The 21,537-nt window shown below is 74.1% G+C and carries 21 protein-coding genes; 8 read left to right on the forward strand and 13 right to left on the reverse strand.

Annotation, left to right across the window (positions count from 1 at the left end; genetic code table 11):
• Window positions 1-13 precede the first annotated feature (13 nt).
• From hpnD to ACHZ99_RS06850, 3 genes are all read right to left on the reverse strand, one after another.
• Window positions 14-949 (reverse strand): presqualene diphosphate synthase HpnD, encoded by a 936-nt coding sequence (gene hpnD / locus ACHZ99_RS06840; RefSeq protein WP_420303472.1) that lies wholly within the window; start codon window positions 947-949, stop codon window positions 14-16.
• A 7-nt stretch (window positions 950-956) separates the two neighbouring features.
• Window positions 957-1,853 (reverse strand): squalene synthase HpnC, encoded by an 897-nt coding sequence (gene hpnC / locus ACHZ99_RS06845; RefSeq protein WP_420303473.1) that lies wholly within the window; start codon window positions 1,851-1,853, stop codon window positions 957-959.
• 320 nt (window positions 1,854-2,173) lie between these two features.
• Entirely contained in the window at window positions 2,174-2,833 is a 660-nt protein-coding gene (locus tag ACHZ99_RS06850) for a WHG domain-containing protein (protein WP_420303474.1), read from the reverse strand.
• Window positions 2,834-2,919: 86 nt separating this feature from the next.
• Between ACHZ99_RS06850 and ACHZ99_RS06855 the strand changes: the two genes are divergently transcribed.
• Window positions 2,920-5,133 (forward strand): MMPL family transporter, encoded by a 2,214-nt coding sequence (locus ACHZ99_RS06855; RefSeq protein WP_420303475.1) that lies wholly within the window; start codon window positions 2,920-2,922, stop codon window positions 5,131-5,133.
• A gap of 88 nt (window positions 5,134-5,221) precedes the next feature.
• Here the strand turns inward: ACHZ99_RS06855 and ACHZ99_RS06860 are convergent, their stop codons facing one another.
• From ACHZ99_RS06860 to ACHZ99_RS06890, 7 genes are read right to left on the reverse strand one after another with little or no spacing between them, the layout of a single operon-like run.
• The gene (locus ACHZ99_RS06860) at window positions 5,222-6,034 is read right to left on the reverse strand and encodes an ABC transporter ATP-binding protein (RefSeq protein ID WP_420303476.1); all 813 of its coding nucleotides are present in this window, start codon (window positions 6,032-6,034) and stop codon (window positions 5,222-5,224) included.
• Window positions 6,021-6,932, reverse strand: coding sequence for an ABC transporter permease (locus ACHZ99_RS06865; protein ID WP_420304001.1), 912 nt, complete (start codon window positions 6,930-6,932; stop codon window positions 6,021-6,023). The genes ACHZ99_RS06860 and ACHZ99_RS06865 overlap by 14 nt, the downstream gene beginning before the upstream one ends.
• Window positions 6,933-6,990: 58 nt before the next feature.
• Window positions 6,991-7,914 (reverse strand): glycosyltransferase family 2 protein, encoded by a 924-nt coding sequence (locus tag ACHZ99_RS06870; RefSeq protein WP_420303477.1) that lies wholly within the window; start codon window positions 7,912-7,914, stop codon window positions 6,991-6,993.
• 5 nt (window positions 7,915-7,919) lie between these two features.
• The gene (locus ACHZ99_RS06875) at window positions 7,920-8,699 is read right to left on the reverse strand and encodes a CDP-alcohol phosphatidyltransferase family protein (RefSeq protein WP_420303478.1); all 780 of its coding nucleotides are present in this window, start codon (window positions 8,697-8,699) and stop codon (window positions 7,920-7,922) included.
• On the reverse strand, window positions 8,677-9,741 hold the full coding sequence (locus ACHZ99_RS06880) for an iron-containing alcohol dehydrogenase family protein (RefSeq protein ID WP_420303479.1): 1,065 nt from the start codon (window positions 9,739-9,741) through the stop codon (window positions 8,677-8,679). The genes ACHZ99_RS06875 and ACHZ99_RS06880 overlap by 23 nt, the downstream gene beginning before the upstream one ends.
• Window positions 9,729-10,481 (reverse strand): sugar phosphate nucleotidyltransferase, encoded by a 753-nt coding sequence (locus ACHZ99_RS06885; RefSeq protein ID WP_420303480.1) that lies wholly within the window; start codon window positions 10,479-10,481, stop codon window positions 9,729-9,731. Before ACHZ99_RS06885 ends, ACHZ99_RS06880 begins: the two co-directional genes overlap by 13 nt.
• The gene (locus tag ACHZ99_RS06890; RefSeq protein ID WP_420304002.1) at window positions 10,478-12,283 is read right to left on the reverse strand and encodes a DUF5941 domain-containing protein; all 1,806 of its coding nucleotides are present in this window, start codon (window positions 12,281-12,283) and stop codon (window positions 10,478-10,480) included. Before ACHZ99_RS06890 ends, ACHZ99_RS06885 begins: the two co-directional genes overlap by 4 nt.
• Window positions 12,284-12,470: 187 nt before the next feature.
• Between ACHZ99_RS06890 and galE the strand changes: the two genes are divergently transcribed.
• The 3 genes from galE (at window position 12,471) to idi (ending at window position 15,229) form a co-directional block, all read left to right on the forward strand.
• Window positions 12,471-13,445, forward strand: a complete 975-nt coding sequence (gene galE, locus ACHZ99_RS06895; RefSeq protein WP_420303481.1) for a UDP-glucose 4-epimerase GalE — start codon at window positions 12,471-12,473, stop codon at window positions 13,443-13,445.
• A 186-nt stretch (window positions 13,446-13,631) separates the two neighbouring features.
• Entirely contained in the window at window positions 13,632-14,561 is a 930-nt protein-coding gene (locus tag ACHZ99_RS06900) for a cation diffusion facilitator family transporter (RefSeq protein WP_420303482.1), read from the forward strand.
• Window positions 14,562-14,668: 107 nt separating this feature from the next.
• Entirely contained in the window at window positions 14,669-15,229 is a 561-nt protein-coding gene (idi, locus tag ACHZ99_RS06905; protein WP_420303483.1) for an isopentenyl-diphosphate Delta-isomerase, read from the forward strand.
• On the opposite strand, the gene ACHZ99_RS06910 is transcribed toward idi, so the two are convergent.
• A complete protein-coding gene (locus ACHZ99_RS06910; RefSeq protein ID WP_420303484.1) occupies window positions 15,162-15,692 on the reverse strand; it encodes an ATP-binding protein in 531 nt (176 codons plus the stop codon). The two genes, idi and ACHZ99_RS06910, sit on opposite strands and share 68 nt — an antisense overlap.
• Window positions 15,693-16,100: 408 nt before the next feature.
• Between ACHZ99_RS06910 and ACHZ99_RS06915 the strand changes: the two genes are divergently transcribed.
• A complete protein-coding gene (locus ACHZ99_RS06915; protein ID WP_420303485.1) occupies window positions 16,101-17,726 on the forward strand; it encodes an ABC-F family ATP-binding cassette domain-containing protein in 1,626 nt (541 codons plus the stop codon).
• A gap of 9 nt (window positions 17,727-17,735) precedes the next feature.
• The gene (locus tag ACHZ99_RS06920; RefSeq protein WP_420303486.1) at window positions 17,736-18,533 is read left to right on the forward strand and encodes an enoyl-CoA hydratase/isomerase family protein; all 798 of its coding nucleotides are present in this window, start codon (window positions 17,736-17,738) and stop codon (window positions 18,531-18,533) included.
• 54 nt (window positions 18,534-18,587) lie between these two features.
• Here the strand turns inward: ACHZ99_RS06920 and ACHZ99_RS06925 are convergent, their stop codons facing one another.
• The gene (locus tag ACHZ99_RS06925; RefSeq protein WP_420303487.1) at window positions 18,588-19,235 is read right to left on the reverse strand and encodes a DJ-1/PfpI family protein; all 648 of its coding nucleotides are present in this window, start codon (window positions 19,233-19,235) and stop codon (window positions 18,588-18,590) included.
• Window positions 19,236-19,283: 48 nt separating this feature from the next.
• Window positions 19,284-20,273, reverse strand: coding sequence for a GlxA family transcriptional regulator (locus ACHZ99_RS06930; RefSeq protein WP_420303488.1), 990 nt, complete (start codon window positions 20,271-20,273; stop codon window positions 19,284-19,286).
• Between the two features lie 111 nt (window positions 20,274-20,384).
• On the opposite strand from ACHZ99_RS06930, the gene ACHZ99_RS06935 reads away from it, so the two are divergent.
• On the forward strand, window positions 20,385-21,248 hold the full coding sequence (locus ACHZ99_RS06935; RefSeq protein WP_420303489.1) for an SCO6745 family protein: 864 nt from the start codon (window positions 20,385-20,387) through the stop codon (window positions 21,246-21,248).
• A 112-nt stretch (window positions 21,249-21,360) separates the two neighbouring features.
• The gene (locus tag ACHZ99_RS06940; RefSeq protein ID WP_420303490.1) at window positions 21,361-21,498 is read left to right on the forward strand and encodes an LPFR motif small protein; all 138 of its coding nucleotides are present in this window, start codon (window positions 21,361-21,363) and stop codon (window positions 21,496-21,498) included.
• Window positions 21,499-21,537 lie beyond the last annotated feature (39 nt).

Genomic DNA, 21,537 nt, shown 5'->3' on the forward strand with positions numbered 1-21,537 from the left:
GCTCCGCGCGGGCTCACCGGGCCCTCCGGCTCGCCTGCCGGGCGTCGACGCCGGCCAGCCCGCGGACCGCGACGTACGCCTTCTCCCGGCCCGGCAGCGACACCCGGCCCCGCAGCACGGCCTCGGGGTCCGCGGCGATCCGCTCCAGCAGCCGGTGGTAGATGCCGGCCATCGCCGCGACGCAGGCGCCGCTGCGCCGGTCCAGCATGGGCAGCAGCCGGTAGCCGTCGGCGAACAGCGCGCGGGCGCGGCGCACCTCGTACTGCACGAGGCCCGGGAAGTCCGAACCGGGCGGCGCCGTGGCGCCGTGGAAGCCCGCGGAGCAGCCGAACTTGGCCAGGTCGACGGCCGGCAGGTAGCTGCGGCCCTCGGCGGCGTCCTCGCGCAGGTCCCGCAGGATGTTCGTGAGTTGCAGCGCGAGCCCGAGCGTGTCGGCGTAGTCGGGAGCGCGCTCGGCGTGCCGCGCGCCGGGCACGGTGCCGAACACGCCGAGGGAGAGCCGCCCGATGGCGCCGGCCACGCACCGGCAGTAGTCCTTCAGGTCCTCCCAGGTCTCGTACTCCTCGCCGCGGACGTCCGCGAGGACGCCGTCGATCAGCTCGTCGAGCGCGCCGAGGGGGATGGGGAACCGGCGCGCGGCGTGGGCGAGCGCCACGGCGACGGGGTCGGTGTCGTCCTCGGCGACCCGGCCCGCCCGGATACGGTCGAGCCGGCGCCGGGTGTCCTCCAGCCGGGCGCGCTTCTCGCCGGGCGCCAGGTCGCCGTCGCCGATGTCGTCCACGCGGCGCGAGAAGGCGTACAGCGCGGACATCGCGAGCCGCTTGTCGTACGGCAGGAGTCTGATGCCGTACGCGAAGTTCCGGGCCTGCCGGCCGGTGACGGCCTCGCAGTACCGGTACGCGGTGAGCACCGGTGCGGATGCGTAGGCCGCGCGCGACGACGTGGTCACGGTGCGGTCACCCCTCTCGTCGCAGGGTCGACCCCGCCTCGCGCAGCAGCCTGCGCCGGGTGGGCTTCGGGGGGCCGGGGAGCACGTCGTGGTCCGCGGCGGCGACGGCGGCCAGCGCCGCGCGCCCGCCGGCGACGAAGCCGGCGAGCAGCAGCCGCAGCCGGCCGCGCACGCTGCCGACGAGGGGCGCGCCCTCGTCGAGGAGCCGGGCGGCGCGGTCGGCCTCGTACCGGATCAGGGCGCGGACGGGCGCGCCGGCGTGCGCGCGGGCGAGGTCGGCCTCGGTGACCCCGAAGCGGCGCATGTCCTCGGCCGGGAGGTAGATGCGGTCCCGGCCCAGGTCCTCGGTCACGTCCTGGAGGTGCTCGACGATCTGCAGGGCGGTGCAGATCGCGTCCGAGCGCCGGATGCGCTCGGGGCTCTCGGTGCCGGTCACGGCGAGGACGAGCCGGCCGACGGGGTTGGCGGACAGTTCGCAGTAGCCCGCCAGCTCGGCGTACGTCTCGTAGCGCCGGACCTTCTGGTCCTGCCGGTTGGCCTGGAGCAGGCCGAGGAACGGCTGCCGGGACAGCCGGTGGCGGCGGACGGTGTGCTCCAGCCGGCGCATCAGGGGGTGGCCGGGGACGGCGCCGGGGTCGAAGGTCCGTTCGAGGTCGGCCTCCAGGGCGTCGAGGAGGGCGAGCGGGTCGTCGGCCTCGTCCGGGCCCAGGCCGAGGGCGGCGGCGTCGGCGCCGCCGGGGGCCAGGTCGCCGTCGCCGATGTCGTCGACAAGCCGGGCGTAGCCGTAGATCGCCATGAGGTCGGCGCGCCAGGCGCGGGGCAGGAAGAACGGTGCCACGGGGAAGTTCTCGTCGGCGGCCTGGCCGAGTACGGCGCGCGACGGAGCGTCGTCCGCCGCGGTCACCGTCGGCTGCCCTGGGCTGCCGCCCCCGGGGTGCAGACGGCGGGCGCACCTTCGAGCTGGAGTTCCGTCTTCGCCATAGCCGTCACGCCTCCCGTTCTACACCGCGGACCCAGATGTGCCCATTCCGGACACGCCGCCGCCGGCGTCGTGACCGCGGGCAGGTCCGGGCGCCCCCCAAGCTCCCTTATCGCCCACATGCCGCCAAACAGCACCGGTCCAGCGTACGCCGTACAGGACGAAGACGCGGCATACGGTGGTCACCTCGGTTCCCACGCGTCCGGAGAAACGCGAAACGCCGTCGTGCGCAAGGGGTTTGCCGGTCACACGGTGAGGCCGTCCAGGACCGTGGTGAGCGTGCGGGTGATGATCGCGTCCCGCTGCGGGGGCGGCGCGTCGTGCAGCGGCCCGTCGAGGATCAGCATGGCGAGCCCGTGCACCGCGGACCAGGCGGCGAACTCCGCGCCGGTCCGCGAGCCCGGCCGCATCACCCCGGCGGCGTCGAGGGCGTCCATGGCGCCGACGAGCAGCCGGAAGGAGCGGGCGTCGCCCGGCCGCAGCTCGGCGGCCCCGCCCTCGCGCGTCCACTTCTCGTGCTCGGCTCCGACCCGGCAGAAGGCCGTGCGGTACATGCCGGGCTCGCCGACCGCGAAGCGGACGTAGCCGAGCCCGAGGGCCATCAGCCGGGCCCTGGCGGCGTCGGCCGGGTCGCCGCCGGGGGGCGGCCCGGCCTCGGCGATCACCGCCTCCATGGACTCGGCCAGCCGCCGCTGGCCGTCGTCCTTGACGGCCTGCAGCAGATCGGCCTGGCCGTCGAAGTGCCGGTACGCGGCCGTCGGCGACACGCCGACGCGCCGGGCGGCCTCGCGCAGCACGACCGCCTCGGGCCCGCCGCCGCGGGCCAGCTCCGCGGCGGCCTCGACCAGCGCGTTCCGCAGGTCTCCGTGGTGGTACCCGGCCTTGGCGCCCCTGACCTCGCTCATACGCGCATCATGCCTCATGTTGACAGCATTAACATCGCCTGCGAGGCTCAATGTTAACGCTATAAACATCAGGGAAGGGGAGCACCGTGCTGACTCGCATTGCGGAGCTCGTACTGCGCAGGACCCGGCTGGTGCTCACGCTCGCCGCCGTGGCCGTCGTCGCCATGGCCGCGCTCGGCTTCGGCGCCTTCGGCAAGCTCAGCGCGGGCGGCTTCAGCGATCCGGACTCGCCGTCGAGCCGGGCGCAGGAGGTGATCGACGACAGGTTCGGCGGCGATACGAACCTGGTCCTGCTCGTCTCCGCCGGGTCCGGGGGGCTCGGCGGGGACGCGGCGCGCGAGCGCGGGCAGGCGGTGACCGAGCGGCTGCGGACGGAGCCCGCCGTCAGCAACGTCGTGTCGTACTTCGACCGCGGCGGCGCCGGCCTGACCTCGAAGGACGGCAGCCAGGCCCTCGTGCTCGCGCACGTCGCCGGCGGCGACAAGAAGGAGGCCGAGCACGCGAAGGAGCTGACCGACGAGTACACCGGCACCCGCGACGGCGTCACCGTCCGGGCCGGCGGCGGGGCCGCGGTGAGCAACGACGTGTCCGCGCAGGTCGCCGCCGACCTGGCACTGGCCGAGTCGATCGCCGTGCCCGTCACCCTCGTGCTGCTCGTCCTCGCCTTCGGCAGCGTCGTCGCGGCGCTGCTGCCGCTGGCGATCGGGCTGGTGGCCATCCTGGGCACGTTCGCCGAGCTGTGGGTGCTGGGCAGCCTCACCGACGTCTCGGTCTTCTCGGTCAACCTCACCATCGCGCTCGGCCTGGGTCTGGGCATCGACTACGGGCTGCTGCTGGTCAGCCGGTTCCGCGAGCAGCTGGCCGCGGGCGACGCGGTGCCGCGGGCCGTCCGGCACACGGTGGCGACCGCGGGCCGGACGATCGCGTTCTCCTCGGCGACGATCGTCGCCGCGCTCGCCGCGCTGCTGGTCTTCCCGCAGTACTTCCTGCGTTCCTTCGCCTACGCCGGCATCGGCGTCGTGACCATCGCCGCGGTCTCGGCGCTGCTCGTCATCCCGGCGCTGCTCGCCGTCCTCGGCCACCGCGTCAACCGCGGCCGGGTGCCGGGCGCCCGCGCCATGCGCCGCACCGACGCGCCGCTGTGGGGCCGGGTCGCGGGCGCCGTGATGCGCCGGCCCGCGCTCACCGCGCTGCCGGTGCTCGGCGTGCTGCTGCTGGCCGCCGCCCCGCTGCTGGGCGTCAGCTACGGCACCCCGGACGAGCGGGTGCTCCCGGAGAGCGCGCAGAGCCGCCAGGTGGCCACCACGCTGCGGGAGGACTTCCCGGTCGACGACTCCACCGCCGTCGACGTCGTCACCACCGGCCCCGTCACCGGGCCCGCCCTCGCCCGTTACGCCACCGAGCTGTCCCGGCTGGACGGCGTCGTCCGGGTCGACGCGAGCAACGGCTCGTACGCCGGCGGCGCGGCCGGCCCCGCGAGCCCGGCGGCGGCCGGGCTGGGCCGGCCCGACGCCCAGCGGCTGACGGTCTCCGTCTCGCCCGCGCCGAAGTCGGCCGCGGCGCGGGAGCTGGTCGCGGACGTGCGCGCGGTGCCCGCGCCCGACGGCGTGGAGACGCTGGTCGGCGGCACCGACGCGGAGCTGGTCGACGCCCGGGACAGCATCGGCGGCCGGCTGCCGCTGGCCGTCGGGATGGTTTTGCTCACCACGTTCGTCCTGCTGTTCCTCTTCACCGGCAGCGTCGTCCAGCCGCTGCGCGCGATCGTCCTCAACGCCGTCAGCCTGGCCGCGGCCATGGGCGCGATGGTGTGGATCTTCCAGGACGGGCACCTCAGCGGGCTGCTGGGCTTCACGCCGCAGCCGATGGACACGGCGATGACCGTGCTGATGTTCTGCATCGCCTTCGGCCTGTCGATGGACTACGAGGTCTTCCTCACCAGCCGGATCAAGGAGCTGCACGACGCGGGCGCGGACACCGCCACCGCGGTGACGCGCGGCCTGGCCCGCACCGGCCGGATCGTGACGATGGCCGCCGGGCTGCTGGCCGTCAGCTTCTTCGCCTTCGGCACCGGCGAGGTCAGCTTCCTCCAGATGTTCGGCCTCGGCTCCGGGCTCGCCATCCTGATCGACGCGGTCGCGGTGCGCGGCGTGCTGGTGCCGGCCGCGATGCGGCTGCTGGGCGAGCGCGCCTGGTACGCCCCGCGCCCGCTGCGCCGGGTGCACCGCCGGGTGGGGCTGAGCGAGGCGGGGCCCGGCGCCGCGGCGGAGCGGGAGCCCGGGCGCGCCCCGGCCGGGGTCTGACCCGCGGCACGTACGACGAGGGCCCCGCCGCGATCCGCGGCGGGGCCCTCGCCTCGTCGTCGGCAGGCGCGCGGGCGCGTGGGCCCGGCTACCGCTTGGCGAACTCCTGGTACGCCTTCAGCACCTCGTCCGTCGGGCCGTCCATCACCAGCTCGCCCTTCTCCAGCCACAGCACCCGGTCGCAGGTGTCGCGGATGGACTTGTTGGTGTGGCTGACCAGGAACACCGTGCCGGCCTGCTTGCGCAGCTCGCGCAGCCGCGCCTCGGAGCGCTTGCGGAACCGCAGGTCGCCGGTGGCCAGCGCCTCGTCGATCATCAGCACCTCGTGGTCCTTGGCCGCGGCGATGGAGAACCGCAGCCGCGCCGCCATGCCGGAGGAGTACGTCCGCATGGGGAGGGTGATGAAGTCGCCCTTCTCGTTGATGCCGGAGAAGTCGACGATGCTCTGGTACCGCTCGCGGATCTGCTCCCGGGTCATGCCCATCGCGAGCCCGCCGAGCATCACGTTGCGCTCGCCGGTGAGGTCGTTCATCAGCGCCGCGTTCACGCCGAGCAGCGAGGGCTGGCCGTTGGTGTACACCTTGCCGCTGTGCGCCGGCAGCACGCCGGCGATGGCCTTCAGCAGCGTCGACTTGCCGGAGCCGTTGGAGCCGATCAGGCCGATGGCCTGGCCCCGGTACGCCGTGAAGCTGACCCCGCGCACCGCGTGCACCTCGCGCACCCGGTTCTTCCGCTCCCGGCGCACGATGCGGTTCAGGGCGGCGGAGCCGCTGCCCTTGCCGCGGCCCCCGCCCTGCACCCGGTAGACGATGTGCAGGTCCTCCGCGATGACCGTCGGCACCCGCCCGTCGTCGGGGGCGTCCGCCTCGGCCCGGCTCGTCGGATGCTCAGCCACGGCCATAACGCTCCTCCGCCTTCCAGAAGAACACGAAACCGAACACCCCGATCACCACGGCCCAGCCCAGCGCCAGCAGCCAGACGAACGGCGGCATGTTGTTGGTGGTGTAGTCCCCCATGAGGACGTACCTCATGAGGTCCATGTATACCGCGGCCGGGTTCATCGCGATGAGGTCGGCCGCCCACCGCGGGGCGTCCGCCCGGTCCACCAGCATGTGGTGCAGCGGGAACATCACCCCGGAGCCGTACATCCAGGCGCGCAGGATGAACGGCATCACCTGGGCCAGGTCCGGCGAGTCGCTGCCGAGCCGGGCGAAGACCATCGCCAGCCCGGCGTTGAAGACGTACTGCAGCGCGAGGATCACCGGCACCAGCAGCCACGTCCAGCGCGGGAAGAAGCCGAAGCCCAGCAGGAACGCGCCCATGACGATCATCGAGTACAGCAGCTGCTGGAGCTGCTGGAGCGAGAAGGAGATCGGCAGCGCCGCGCGCGGGAAGTGCAGCGCCCGCACCAGACCCAGGTTCCCCGAGATCGAGCGGACCCCCGACATCACCGACTGCTGCGTGAACGTCCACACGAACACGCCCGTCACCAGGAACGGGATGTACTCGCTCATCTCCATCCCGCCGCGGCCGCCGAGCAGGATGCCGAAGATGAAGAAGAAGACCGTGGCGTTCAGCAGCGGCGTCAGCACCTGCCACAGCTGGCCGAGTTTCGCCTTGCTGTACTGCGCGGTGAGCTTGGCGCGCGAGAAGGTCAGTATGAAATGGCGGCGCGCCCACAGCTGCCGTACGTACTCGGGCAGTCCGGGGCGCGCGCCGCTCACCGTCAGGCCGTACTTCGCGGCCAGCTCGGCCGGGGACAGCCCGTCGTCGGGGTGGCGCTTGGGCGGAGCGCCCACTGCCGTATCGCTCACAGTCGGTTACTTTCGTCCTCAGACACTCAACGGTACGAGCTTGTCAGATCACGGGCGGTCGTCCCAACCGGGTCAGCCGCCACACCGTACGCCACTTCATGGGCCGGCGCGGCCCGCACGGCGCGCGCCAGCCTTCCCGGAAGCCTACGAGCCATGATTTCAGCACAGCCCGGGAGGGGCTGCGTGCCACGGTGAGCAGGAACCAGACACCGAGGTAGACCGGAACGAGCACCGCGGGGAGGTTCCGGCGGGCCAGCCAGACCCGGTTGCGCGCCACGTTGTGGTGGTACGAGGCATGCCGGCTGGGCGGCATCGTCGGGTGGTGCAGCACCATGTCGGCGCGGTAGTCGATGTGCCAGCCCGCGTCCAGCGCCCGCCAGGCGAGGTCGGTCTCCTCGTGGGCGTAGAAGAAGTCGTCCGGCAGCCCGCCGACCTCCTGGAACACCTCGGTGCGCACGGCGTTGGCGCCGCCGAGGAACGTGGTGACGCGGGAGGAGCGCATCGGGTCGGAGGCGCGCAGCCGGGGCACGTGCCGGCGCTGGGTGACGCCCGTCTCGGGGTCGGCGATGCGGAAGCTGACGATGCCGAGCCGCGGGTCGGCGGCGAACGCCTCGCGCACCAGCCGGGCGGTGTCCTGATGGGGCAGATGACCGTCGTCGTCGAGGAAGAGCAGCACGTCGACGTCGCGGCCGCCGTCGCCGAACGCCTCGATGCCGACGTTGCGCCCGCCGGGGATGCCCAGGTTCTCGGGCAGCTCCACGACCCGTACGCCCTGCGGGATGTTCGGCACCGTGACGCCCTGGGCGACGACGACCACCTCGACGGGGGCGCCGTCCTGCTTGGCGATCGACTCCAGCAGCGCGCGCAGCTCCCCGGGGCGCTGCCCCATCGTGATCACGACGGCGCCGAGGCGGACGTCCTCCGGGCTCGCCGGCTCCCGCCGGCGGGGCTGGTGTTCATATGTCATTCGGCTCACCGCAACCTGCTGGAGGCCAGAATGCTGACCAGGTGGAGGAGGGTCTGGACCATCGCTATCGCGGCGAGCACGGCGACACCGAGCCGGGAGAAGTACAGGTCCCCCTTGATCAGGTCGAGGATCGCCAGCAGGAGGACGAGAAGTGACGCCTCGATCCCCAGGATCAGCCGGTGGAACTTCAGCGCCGCGGCGGCCTTGCGGGCCACCGCCACCCCGGACGAACGCGGCTCCGCGGCGGACTCCTTGACCGGCGGCAGCCCCTGCTGGTGCCGGGCCACGCCGACGAGGTCGGTCTCCGCCTTGATCAGCACGGCGCCGAGCGCGGCGAGGGTGCCGAGGAAGGCCCAGAGCCAGTCCACGGATCCGTCGCCCCACGGGTCGGCGGCGCGCAGGCCGAAGCCGACGAGCACGGCCGCGTCGCAGAGGTACGCGCCGACCCGGTCGAGGTACACGCCGCCGATGGAGAACTGCTGCTTCCAGCGGGCGACCTCCCCGTCGACGCAGTCGAGGAGCAGGTACAGCTGGACCATGAGCACGCCCAGCAGGGCGCCCGTGATCCCGGGGACGAGCAGCGCCGGGGCGGCGAGGACGCCCGCGACGGTCATCACGTATGTGAGCTGGTTGGGCGTCACCCGGGTGGTCACCAGGTGCCGGTCCACGCGCAGCGAGATCTCGCGCATGTACAGGCGGCCGGCCCAGTGCTCCCCGCTGCGCCGGTCCTTCACCCCCTCGGGGTGGACCACGGGCCGTAGCTCAGCTACCGATGGCTTTGGCATAGTCGGCGTAGGCGTCTCTGATCTGGTCGGTGGACAGGTCGAGGTGCTCCAGGATCGTGTAGCGGCCGGGCCGGGTCTGTGGCGCGAACTCGACGGCCTTCACGAACTCGTCGTCCGTGAAGCCGATGTCGCCGGCCAGCACGGGCAGGTCGTGCCGCCGCAGCACCTGCGCCATCAGCAGCGCCGTCTCCCGGTCGCCGCGCAGGAACGTGGCGAAGGTGCCGCCGAGGCCGCACTGCTCGCCGTGGAGCGCGCAGCGCCGCGGGTGCAGCAGGTCGAAGGCGTGGCTGATCTCGTGGCACGCGCCGGAGGCCGGGCGGCTGTCGCCGGCCACCGACATCGAGATGCCGCAGAGGACCAGCGCCTCGGCGAGGATGACGAGAAAGTCGTCGTCGCCGATCCCGCCGGGGTGGCGCAGCACCGAGTCGCCGGCGCTGCGGGCCATCGCGGCGGCCAGCCCGTCGATGGGCTCGCGGGTCTCGCGGTGGGACAGCTCCCAGTCGGCCACGGCGGAGACCTTGCACGTCACATCGCCGATGCCGGCGCGGACGAAGCGCGCCGGGGCCTCGCGGATGACGTCGAGGTCGATGACGATCGCGATGGGGTTGGGCACGCCGTACGAGCCGCGCCCCGCGTCGTTGTCGAGGGTGGAGACCGGCGAGCAGAGGCCGTCGTTGGCGAGGTTGGTGGCCACGGCGACCATCGGCAGGCCGACGCGCGCGGCGGCGTACTTCGCGGAGTCGATGACCTTGCCGCCGCCGAGGCCGACGACGGCGTCGTAGCGGCCCGTGGACTTGATGGAGTCGGCGAGCCGGACGGCGCCGTCGATGGTGCCGTCGGCGTCGGCGAACCAGTCGGCGCCGGGCAGCGCCGGCGCGAAGCGGTCGCGCAGCGCCTGCCCGGAGCGCGGGCTGATGGCGAAGGCAAGCCGGCCGGACGGCGCGACGCGCTGGTCGGAGAGGAGGTCCGCGAGGTCGTCCAGCGCCCCGGCCCGGATGTCGACCGTCAGCGGCGACGGGATCAGGCGGGTCAGTACCGGCACGCGATCTCCCTGCCCTTTTCGAGGTCGTCGTGGTTGTCGATCTCGACCCAGTCGACGTCCCCGATCGGCGCGGCGTCGATCCGGAAGCCGCGGTCGACCAGCTCCTGGTAGCCGTCCTCGTAGTACAGGTCGGGGTCGCGCTCGAAGGTGGTCTTCAGCGCGTCGGCCAGCTCGTCCGCGGCCGAGCCCTCGATGAGGGTGACGCCGATGTACTCGCCGGTGGCGGTGGCCGGGTCCATCAGCTTGGTGATCCGCACCACGCCCTTGCCGGGGTCGGCGACGACCTTCATCTCCTCGTCGGCGAGCCGCTTGACCGTGTCGAGGGCGAGGATGATCTTCTTGCCGCCGCCGCGGGCGGCGAGCAGGGTCTTCTCGACGGAGACGGGGTGGACGGTGTCGCCGTTGGCCAGGATCACGTCGTGTCTGACGGAGTCCCGGCCGCACCACAGGGAGTAGGCGTTGTTCCACTCCTCGGCCTTGTCGTTGTCGATCAGGGTGAGCTTCAGCCCGTACGCGCGCTCCAGCGCCTCCTTGCGCTCGTACACGGCCTCCTTGCGGTAGCCGACGATGACCGCCGCCTCGGTGAGCCCGATCTCGGCGAAGTTGCCGAGGGTGAGGTCGAGCACCGTGGCCGCCTTCCCGCCCCGTTCCGGGCCCACGGGCACGAGGGCCTTCGGCAGGGTGTCGGTGTAGGGGCGCAGACGCCGTCCGGCGCCGGCCGCCAGCACGAGGCCGATCATGCGGGTTCTCCTGTTTCGTCGTGTACTGCGGGGGCTCCGGAGGAGACCCAGAAGCGGATGCTCTCGGTGAGCACCACCAGCGCCACGACCACGGCGATGGCCGCGAGCGCGAACGTGAAGCGTGTGCCGGTCAGCAGGGCTGCCGCCAGCGTGACCGCCAGCGTCCGTCCCTCGTGCCCGCCGATCGCCCGCACCAGCAGGCGCGGGGGCGCACCCGTGCCGCCGCGGATGCGGTACACGGTGTCGTAGTGATGGTAGGCGACCGCGGCAACCAGGCCGAAAGCCGCGGGAAGGGCGCCGTTCACCTCGGCGCGGGCGGCGAGCACGAGGACGGTGGTGTACTCGGCGGCCCGGAAGACCGGCGGAACGAGCCAGTCCAGCGGGCCCGCGAGCGGGCGGGATATGGCGAACGCCGAGGTCAGGACGTACACGAGGGCGCCGAGCACCGGCCACCAGGTGCCGTACGGGGTGAACAGCGCCAGCGCCGCGAGGAGCGCGCCGCCCGCGGCGGCGACGGCCGGCGCGGCGTGCGACGGAAGGGAGCGCGCGGAGGCGCGCAGGGAGCGGGCGGCGGCCCCGGCGAGCGGGCCGGTGTCGGTCAGCTCGTCCAGCGCCTTCAGGGCCTGCTCGCTGCGGGGGACGCGGCGCCTGAGCGAGCGCAGCACGCGGCCGGCGGTGGTGTAGCAGGCGGCCAGCCCCATGCCGGCGAGCAGGACGACGAAGACGACGCGGGGGGTGGTGAGGGCGGTGAGCACGGCGATCAGCGCCCAGCGCTCGCCGATCGGCAGCACGATCATGCGGCGCAGCCAGACCGTCCAGCCGAGCCGGTCGAGCCGGTCGGAGAGCGCGGCGGTGGGGCTGGTGTTGGCCGACGCGGCGGCGGTGCCGGCGATGGACTCGTTGAAGGCGAAGTCCACGACGTGCCGGCAGGTCTGGAGCACCATGGCGCCCAGCGCGAGGGCCCACACGTCGTCGCCGTCGGCGTGGGCGGCGCCGAGGGCCAGGCCCGCGAAGAAGGCGTACTCCTTGGCGCGGTCGAAGGTGGCGTCCAGCCAGGCGCCCATCGTCGAGTACTGGAGCGAGTAGCGGGCGAGCTGGCCGTCGGTGCAGTCGAGCACGAAGGACAGCAGGAGCAGCAGGCCGGCGGCGACGAAGCCGCCGCGGGTGCCGGTGGCCGCGCAGCCGGCGGCGAGCACGGCGGTGGCCAGGGAGGCGGTGGTGACCTGGTTGGGGGTGAGGCCGCGGCGGGCGCACCAGCGGGCCAGGTAGCGCGAGTAGGGGCTGACGCAGAAGGTGGTGAAGAAGCCGTCGCGGCTCTTGACCGCGGCCCGCAGCCGGGCCTTCTCCTCGTCGACGGCGGCGACCGCGTCCGCCGCCTTCGCCCGGGCCAGCGCGTCCTCGGGTACGGCGGCCACCAGCACGCCCAGCTCCGGCCGGGTCAGCGGGCCGTCGCCGTCGGCCAGCTGCGCGGCCGTCTCCTCGGCCACGCCGTCGAGGGTGCGGCTGCGCATCACCGCGCGGGCGAGCGCGGCGCGGGCCGCGGGCGTGCGCACCGCGACCACGCCGGGTGCGGCGGCGGCGGGCCAGCGGGGGTCGGTGAGCGTCAGCCGCAGGCTGTGCCGGTGGCCGACGAAGCGGCTGTCGACGAGGGCGACCCGGCCGTCCCCGGGCAGCAGCGCGAGGACGGTGGCGGCGTCGGCCACGTCCGCGGCGGTGCGTACGTCGTCGTATCCCAGCGACTCCAGGTCGCGCTCCAAGGGTGACCCGGGGACGGGCGGGCCGATCAGGATTGCGGTCCGCAGTCGAACTCACTCCTTGGCAGCGGGGCGGCAGGCGGGACCGCCCCTCCCCCGTCCGGCCGGGCGGCTGTCGGCAGAGGTTAGCGGATCCCTGGAACCCGGGGTTCACCGCCCGTTCGCCTCGACCGGGTGGCGATCATCATTTCGCAGCCCGCGCCCGTGCTCCAAACCGGGGCGGTAGTGTGCCCGCATGACGTGGTTGATCACCGGCGGGGCCGGTTACATCGGCGCGCATGTCGTGCGGGCCATGGCGGGTGCCGGGGAGCGGATCGTCGTGCTGGACGACGTGTCCACCGGGAACCCGGCGCGGCTGCCCGCGGACGTGCCGCTGGTGCGCGGCACGTTCCTGGACCGGCTGCTGCTCGACCGCACCTTCGCCGAGTACGACGTCACGGGTGTGGTGCACCTGGCGGCGAAGAAGCAGGTCGGCGAGTCCGTGGAGCAGCCGCTCACGTACTACCGGGAGAACGTGCACGGGCTCGGCGTGCTGCTGGAGGCCGTCGTGTCCGCCGGTGTCCGCCGCTTCGTCCTCTCCTCCTCCGCCGCCGTCTACGGCATGCCGGACGCCGGCTTCGTCACCGAGGAGACGCCCTGCCGGCCGATCAACCCGTACGGCGAGACGAAGCTGGCCGGCGAGTGGCTGCTGCGCGCCACCGGCCGCGCGCACGGCCTGGCCACCGCCTGCCTGCGCTACTTCAACGTGGCCGGCGCCGCCGCCCCGGAGCTGGCGGACACCGGCGTGTCCAACGTGGTCCCGATGTTCTTCGAGCGGCTGACCGCGCACGAGCCGATGCGGATCTTCGGGGACGACTACCCCACCCCCGACGGCACCTGCGTCCGCGACTACGTTCACGTCGTGGACCTCGCCGAGGCCCACCTGGCGGCGGCCCGCCGCGTCGCCGCCCCGGCGGTCTCGGGCGACCTGACGGTGAACCTGGGCAGCGGCACCGGGGTGTCCGTGCGGGAGCTGGCCGAGGTCGTCGCCGACGTCACGGGCCGGCGCGAGCACGCCCCCGTCGTGCACCCCCGGCGGCCCGGGGACCCGGCCCGGGTGGTCGCGTCGTACGAGCTGGCCGCCAAGGAGCTGGGCTGGCTCCCCCGGCTGGACGTGCGCGCGATGGTCGAGTCCGCCTGGGCGGGCTGGCTGCACGGCCACCCGCGGTAACTCCCGCCGCCGCCCGGCGCGCCTGACCAGCCCAGACGCCAGAAGTAGCGTTTCCGCAGGTCAGACGATGAAAACCGACTTCATGTCAAGGTTTGGCGAATACCCCCTGCCCGTAGTTCACTGAGATCGCCGGGCAGATGCGAGGGGCTGTCCGGGACCGTCGTCGGAATCCGGAGGGCACGCGGCATGGGCGCAGGGCACGACCACTCCCACGGGGCGGCCGGAGGGACGGCCTCCGCCGCGCACCGCGGCCGGCTGCGTACGGCCCTGGTCCTCACCCTGTCGGTGCTGGGGCTCCAGGTGGTCGGCGGGGTGATCACCGGTTCGCTGGCGCTCGTCGCGGACGCCGGGCACATGGCGACCGACGTGGTCGGGCTCTCCATGGCGCTGCTGGCGATCCACTTCGCGAACCGGCCGACGAGCGAGCGCCGCACCTTCGGTTTCGCGCGCGCCGAGATCCTGGCCGCGCTGGCCAACTGTCTGCTGCTCTTCGGCGTCGGCGGCTACATCCTGTACCAGGCGGTGCGCCGCTTCATGGACCCGCCGGAGATCGAGGGCGGGCTGACCTTCGCGTTCGGCGCCGCGGGCCTGGTGGTCAACCTCGTCTCGCTGGCCCTGCTGATGGGCGGCCGGCGGGAGTCCCTGAACGTGCGCGGCGCCTTCCTGGAGGTGCTGGCGGACGCGCTGGGGTCGGTCGCGGTCATCATCTCGGCGCTGGTCATCGTCACCACCGGCTGGCAGTACGCGGACCCGGTGGCCTCGCTCGCCATCGGCGCGATGATCATCCCGCGGACGTTCCGGCTGCTGCGCGAGGCGCTCGACGTGCTGCTGGAGGCGGCGCCGAAGGACGTGGACGTGGCCGAGGTGCGCTCGCACATCCTCGCGCTGCCGGGCGTGGTGGAGCTGCACGACCTGCACGTGTGGACGATCACCTCGGGGATGCCGGTGATATCGGCGCACGTCGTGGTCAGGGGCGACGTGCTGGAGGCCGTGGGTCAGGAGAAGTTGCTCCACGATCTGCAGGGGTGCCTCGGCGATCACTTCGACGTCGCCCACTGCACGTTCCAGATCGAGCCGGTCGGACACGCCGAGCACGAGGCACATCTCTGCCATTGAGCCGTCGCCGGTGGGGCAGACTGGGTGCGGCGTCCCGCCCTCCGCCCGCCGCGGGCAGGCGGGGCGCGCCCGCACCGGACGCCGCAGCCCGTACGCAAAGGATGGTCATGCCGGCCGCTACCACCGAAGAGATCATGCTGGAGCTCGTCGACGAGGACGGCGCCACGATCGGCACCGCCGAGAAGCTGTCCGCGCACCGGGCGCCCGGCGCGCTGCACCGGGCGTTCTCCGTGTTCCTCTTCGACACCGCCGGCCGGATGCTGCTCCAGCAGCGGGCCCCGGGCAAGTACCACTCCCCCGGCGTCTGGTCCAACTCCTGCTGCGGCCACCCCTACCCCGGCGAGTCGCCGCTCGCCGCCGCGGCCCGCCGCACCCACGAGGAGCTGGGGGTCTCGCCGGCGCTGCTCGCCGAGGCCGGGACCGTCACCTACCGGCACCCGGACCCGGCCTCGGGGCTGGTGGAGCACGAGTACAACCACCTGTTCGCCGGGCTGCTGCGGACCACGCCGCGGCCGGACGCCGACGAGGTGGGCGCGGTCGCCTTCGTCACGGCGGACGAGCTGGCGAAGCGGCACGCCGAGGACCCGTTCTCGGCGTGGTTCATGACGGTGCTCGACGCGGCAAGGCCGGCCATCCGGGAGCTGACGGGGCCGGCGTCGGGCTGGTGACCCCGGCGAGCGGGAGGGAGGCCCAGATCACCTTCCCGCCGTCGACGGTGTGCTGCACGTCGCAGGTGCCGCCGGCCTCGTTCGTGATCGTCTTGACCAGCAGCAGCCCCCGGCCGCCCGTCTCGTCGTCGTCCGCCTGGAGGGCCTTCGGGCGGTACGGGTGCTGGTCCTCGACGGCGACGCGGACCCAGCCGGCGCTGACCGAAAGCTCGACGCCGAGCTGGGGGGAGAGCACGCCGGCGTGCCGGACCGCGTTGGTCACCAGCTCCGAGACGATCAGCAGCACCCCCTGCAAAAGCTCGTCGCCGATGGGCACCCGCTGCCGGACGAGGAGGTCGCGTACCGCGTGCCGGGACTGGGGCACGGAGGAGTCGAGCGCCGGGGCGTCGAACTTCCAGGTCCCCTCGTACGCCGCGGGGACCACCTGGCCGGGCTCGGGTCTCAGGCTTCCGCCGTCGTTCACCGCCGGCACCTGCCTTTTCCACCACTCACACTCCGAGTGTTGGCAATCACCTTCGGCTCAACCCCCCAACGAGCAGAACTTGACCGGCTTTCGTCACCTTCCGACCGGCTGCGCCAGCACCGTCGAGTGTTGAGACCGAAAAAACCGGTTGCCGGTGCCCTCGGCGGCGTCGTACCTTCACAGTGCCCTGCAGTCGACGATTGGAGAAGGTGTTGCTCGTCTGAGGTCTCCCAGGCACCGTGCCCGCGGCATCGCCCGCGTGCGGCACGTGCGACCTCATGGCTTGAGCCGCCTTTCCCGCCTCTGCAGGGCACCCGACCCCGCTCTTTCGTTCCACCCGGCTCTCCCAGGTCGCCGTCCGGTGCCGACGCCGCCCGTCGCACCCCTCCGACCTCACCGGGAGTAGCCATGTCATCCCCCTCCACCCCGCACGCCGCCACCTCCGTCAGGTGCACCGGGCTGACCTTCGCCTGGCCCGACGGCACCGTCGTCTTCGACGGCCTCGACCTCGCGGTCGGCCCCGGCCGCACCGGGCTGATCGGCCGCAACGGCACGGGCAAGTCCACGCTGCTGCGGCTGCTGGCCGGGGAGCTGACCCCGGCCGCGGGCACCGTCCGGGCCGGGGGCACCGTCGGGTACCTGCCGCAGAACCTCGTCCTCGACACCGCCGCGCGCGTCGACGAGGTGCTGGGCGTCGCCGGAACGCGGCGCGCGCTGCACGCCATCGAGGCGGGCGACGTCGCCGAGGAGCACTTCACCGCCGTCGGCGACGACTGGGACGTCGAGGAGCGCGCCCGCGCCACCCTCGACCAGCTCGGCCTCGGCCACGTCGGCCTCGACCGCACCATCGGGGAGGTCTCCGGCGGCGAGTCGGTGCTGCTGCGGCTGGCCTCGCTGCTGATGGAGCGGCCGGACGTGCTGCTGCTGGACGAGCCGACGAACAACCTCGACCTGCGCGCCCGCCACCGGCTGTACGCGGCCGTGGCGGCCTGGCCGGGGGTGATGGTGATCGTCAGCCACGACCGCGAGCTGCTCCACGGCGTCGACCAGGTCGCCGACCTGCGGGACGGCGAGGTCGCCTGGTACGGCGGCAACTTCACGGCGTACGAGGAGGCGCTGGCCGTCGAGCAGGAGGCCGCCGAGCGGACGATGCGCTCCGCGGAGGCGGACCTCAAGCGGCAGAAGCGCGAGCTGGCCGAGGCGCACGAGAAGCTGAGCAAGCGCAAGCGCTACGCCGACAAGCAGTTCGCGAACAAGCGCGAACCGAAGATCGTCATGAACGCGCGCAAGCGGGAGGCCCAGGTCTCCGCCGGCAAGCACCGCATCATGCACGAGGAGCGGCTCAAGGACGCCAGGGAGCGGCTCGGCGAGGCGGAGGCGGCGGTACGGGACGACGACGAGATCCGCGTCGACCTGTCGTACACCGCCGTGCCCGCCGGCCGGGACGTGCTCCTGCTGCGCGACCTTCAGCTGCGCTACGGCGCGCGGGTCGGGGCGTTCCAGGTGCGCGGCCCGGAGCGGATCGCCCTGACCGGGCGCAACGGCGCCGGCAAGTCGACGCTGCTGCGGACGGTCGCCGGCCGGCTGGCGCCGGTCGCGGGCGAGGCGACGGCGCACGTGCCCGTGCGCTACCTGCCGCAGCGGCTCGACGTGCTGGACGACGCGCTGAGCATCGTCGACAACGTCGCCCGGCTGGCGCCCGCGGCGTCCAACCAGCAGATCCGCGCCCGGCTGGCCCGCTTCCTGTTCCGGCAGGGCCGGGCGGACCAGATCGTGGGCACCCTGTCCGGCGGGGAGCGGTTCCGCGCCACGCTGGCGGCCCTGATGCTGGCGGAGCCGGCGCCGCAGCTGCTGATGCTGGACGAGCCGACGAACAACCTCGACATGGCCAGCGTGAAGCAGCTGGTGAAGGCGCTGGCCTCGTACGAGGGCGCGCTCGTGGTCGCCAGCCACGACGTGCCGTTCCTGCGCGACATCGGGATCACGCGCTGGCTGGCGCTGGACGGCGACCTGGCCGACATCGAACCCCTGTAGGGTCCGGCCATGAGCGAAGGCGAACTGCGGTGCGGCACCGACGGCGGCGTGGCGACCGTGGTCATCAGCAACCCCGCCAAGCGCAACGCGATGACGCCCGGGATGTGGCGGGCGCTGCCCGGGCTGCTGGCGGGGCTCGCGGCCGACCGGGCCGTCCGCGCGGTGGTGCTGACCGGCGCGGACGGCACGTTCTGCGCCGGTGCCGACATCGGCTCGCTGCGGACGGGCGGCGCGGACACACAAGGGCTGGCCGAGGCCGCCGAGGCGGCCCTCGCCGCCTTCCCCAAGCCGACCCTGGCGGCGGTACGGGGCCACTGCGTGGGCGGCGGCTGCCAGCTGGCGGCCGCCTGCGACCTGCGGTTCGCCGCCGAGGACGCGGTGTTCGGGGTGACCCCGGCCAAGCTGGGCCTCGTCTACCCGGCCGGCGCGACGCGGCGGCTGGTGCGGCTGGTGGGCCCGGCGATGGCGAAGTACCTGCTGTTCTCGGCGGAGCTGGTCGGCGCGGCGCGGGCGCTGCGCACCGGGCTGGTCGACGAGGTGCTGCCGGGGGCGGAGCTGGCGGCGCGGGTGGCGGAGTTCACCGCCGTGCTGGCGGCGCGCTCGCAGCTGACGCAGGCGGCGGCCAAGGAGTTCGCCGACACCGCCGGTGGGCACGGGGAGCCGTACGGGGACGGGGACCCGGCGGGCGGCGCGGACGCGGCGCGGGTCGCGCACTGGTCCCGGCAGGCGCACGCGGCCGGCGACCCCGCGGAGGGCGTCGCCGCCTTCCTGGAGCGCCGCGAGCCGCGCTTCACCTGGACCGTCTGACAGCCCCGCCCCCGCCTTCGCCCCCGGCCGCGCCCGCGGTCCCGGGCGGGGCCGTCAGTCCCGTACGCCTTCGAGGACGAACCGGCTGCGGGACCGCAGCAGCCGCACGACCTCCGCCGGCGCCTTCTCCGGCGCGCCCGCGTCGTAGGGCGGCCGCGGGTCGTACTCGGCGGCGAGCTGGACGGCCTGCGCCATCGTGTCCCCCTGGAGCCGCCCGACGAGGGCCAGGCCCATGTCGATGCCGGCGGAGACCCCGGCGGCGGTGACGACCCCGCCGTCGAAGACGACCCGTTCGCGGGCCGGCTCGGCGCCGTACGCCCGGAGCTGGTCGAGGGCCAGCCAGTGCGAGGTGGCGCGGCGCCCGCGCAGCAGCCCGGCGGCGCCGAGGATCAGCGAGCCGGTGCACACCGACGTCAGCCACAGGGCGTGCTCGCCGGCGTCCCGCAGCCACTCGTGCAGCGGCCCGTCGGCCATCTGGGCCACCTGGCCCGGCCCGCCGGGGACGACGACGATCCCGGGGCGCGGGACCTCGTCCAGCGCGGCGTCGGCGGTCATCGACAGGCTGCCGACGTCGTTGCGCACCGGGCCGCGGGTCTCGGCGACGGTGACGACCTCGGCGCCGGTGAGCCGCGCGAGGATCTCGTACGGGCCGACGGCGTCGAGGGCGGTGAGCCGGTCGTAGAGCACGATGGCGATCTGCATGGTTCCTCTTCCGGTGCGGCGGGTGATCGGGGTGTTCGGGCGGGATGTTCAGGCGGCGGCGAAGCGGCGGCGGTACTCGGCGGGTGAGGCGCCGAGGGCGCGGGTGAAGGCGCGCCGCATCGCCTCCGGCGTGCCGTAGCCGCAGCGCCGGGCGACCTCCTCGACGCCGTAGGCGCTGTCCTCCAGCAGCCGGCGGGCCGCCTCCAGCCGCACCCCGTCGGCGTACCGCCCGGGCGGCACGCCCGTCTCGGCCCGGAAGGCGCGGGCGAAGTGGCGCGGCGAGAGGCCGGCGCGGCCGGCGAGGGCGTCCACGGACAGGTCGCCGCCGGGGTGTTCGTCGATCCACCGCTGCACCTCGCGCAGCGGCTCCCGCTGCGCGGTCTGGGCGGCGAGCTGGGCGCTGAACTGCGCCTGGTTGCCCGGGCGGCGCAGGAACACCACCAGGTGACGGGCGATGGTGAGCGCGAGGTCGCGGCCCAGGTCCTCCTCGACGAGGGCGAGCGCGAGGTCGATGCCGGAGGTCACCCCGGCGGAGGTGGCCACGGCGCCGTCGCGGACGAAGATCGGGTCGGGGTCGACGTCGACGGCCGGGTGGCGCCGGGCGAGGCCGGCGCAGTGTGCCCAGTGGGTCGTGGCCCGGCGGCCGTCCAGCAGCCCGGCGCCGGCGAGCAGTTCGGCGCCGGTGCACACGGAGACCACCCGCCCGGCGGCGGGCGCCCGGTCGCGCAGCCAGGCGGTGATCTCCGGCTGCGGTCGGCGGGTGCCTCCCCCGCCGGCTACGCCCTCACTGGCGGGGGTACCCCCATCCCCGCCGGGCACCACGAGCGTGTGCGGCGCGGGAGCGTCCGCCAGCGGGCCGTCCGGCGTCAGCGTGAGCCCGGAGGAGGTGCGCACCGGCCCGCCGCCGACGGCGGCCGTGCGGATCTCGTACGTGCCGGGGGCGGCCCGCTCGGCGCCGGTGAAGACCTCCAGCGGGCCGGTCAGGTCGAGGCTCTGCATGCCGTCGAAGAGGACGAACAGGACGGTGCGGGCTGTCATGGCTCCATCGTGGGTCCCGGCGGGGACGGCAGCAATGACGAAGATCCCACCTTTCCGGCCACCTCGGTCCGCCCCTTCCGCGGCTAAGCGTCCGCTCAGTAGCCTGACCGGATGACGTCACTCCCGCCGCGCGCCGGCCGCCGCTGCCACCAGGTCCTCAACCCGCTGCACTCGGCCATCTACTTCTCTCCGGAGTTCGACGAGGAGTTCGCCGCCATCGGCATCCACGGCTGGCACGCCGCGTACTTCACCGCCCGGGCCGCCGCCATGGGCCCCGTCGGGGCCGGCGTGGTCACCGCCACCTTCTACAACTACAGCCACCGGCTGGTCGCCGAGCACGTGCCCGCCGCCTGGTCCGCGGCGGACCCCGCGACCGTGCTGGCGGCCCGGCTGCGCGTCGCCGACGCCGTGCTGCGGCGGCTGCTCGGCGAGGAGACGATCGCCTCGCCGGAGCTGGCCGAGGCCGCGTGGCTGGCGCAGCAGGCGGCCGCGGGCGGCGAGCGCGCCGGGCGGCCGCTGTACGCGGCCGAGGCCGGACTGCCGGAGCCGGACGCCCCGCACCTGGCGCTCTGGCAGGCCGCCACCCTGCTGCGCGAACACCGCGGCGACAGCCACAACGCGCTGCTGGCCCACGCCGGGCTCGACGGCCTGGAGTCCCAGGTCACCCACACCGCCTCCGGCTTCGGCTTCACCCCGGAGTTCGCCCGCCGGTCCCGCGGCTGGGAGGCCGACGAGTGGGCGGCGGCGCAGGAGCGGTTGCGCGCCCGCGGGCTGCTGACCGCAGACGGGGAGCTGACGGAGGCGGGCACGGCGCTGCGCAAGGGGCTGGAGGACGAGACGGACCGGGTGGACCTCGCCCCGTACGAGTACCTGGGCGCCGCGGGCGTGGCCCGGCTGACCGAGCTGGCCACGGGCTACACGACCACCGCGCTGGCGGCGGGCGCGCTGCCGAAGGACATCTTCGGCAAGGGGTGAGACACGCGGCGCGGCGGTGTGCCTGCGGGGCGGTGCGGCGGCGGGGCGGACGTTTGGGCAACGCCCCGGCGGCTACCCGCGGTTCTCCACCCGACCAGCGAGGAGGACGGCCATGCGAGCCATCGCCGACGTCCTGCGCATGATCGGCGGCGCCCTCGCCACGATCGTGACGCTCCCCTTCCGACTGCTCGCGCGGCTCTTCAGCGGCGCCTCCCGGGGCACCCGGAGGTCCCGCCGCCGCACCGTCTGACCGCCGCCGCGAGCCGTTCCGACCCGCCGGGCGACCGGC

Origin of the sequence: Streptomyces sp. MAR4 CNX-425, assembly GCF_048656465.1 — a bacterium.
Taxonomy (GTDB): domain Bacteria; phylum Actinomycetota; class Actinomycetes; order Streptomycetales; family Streptomycetaceae; genus Streptomyces.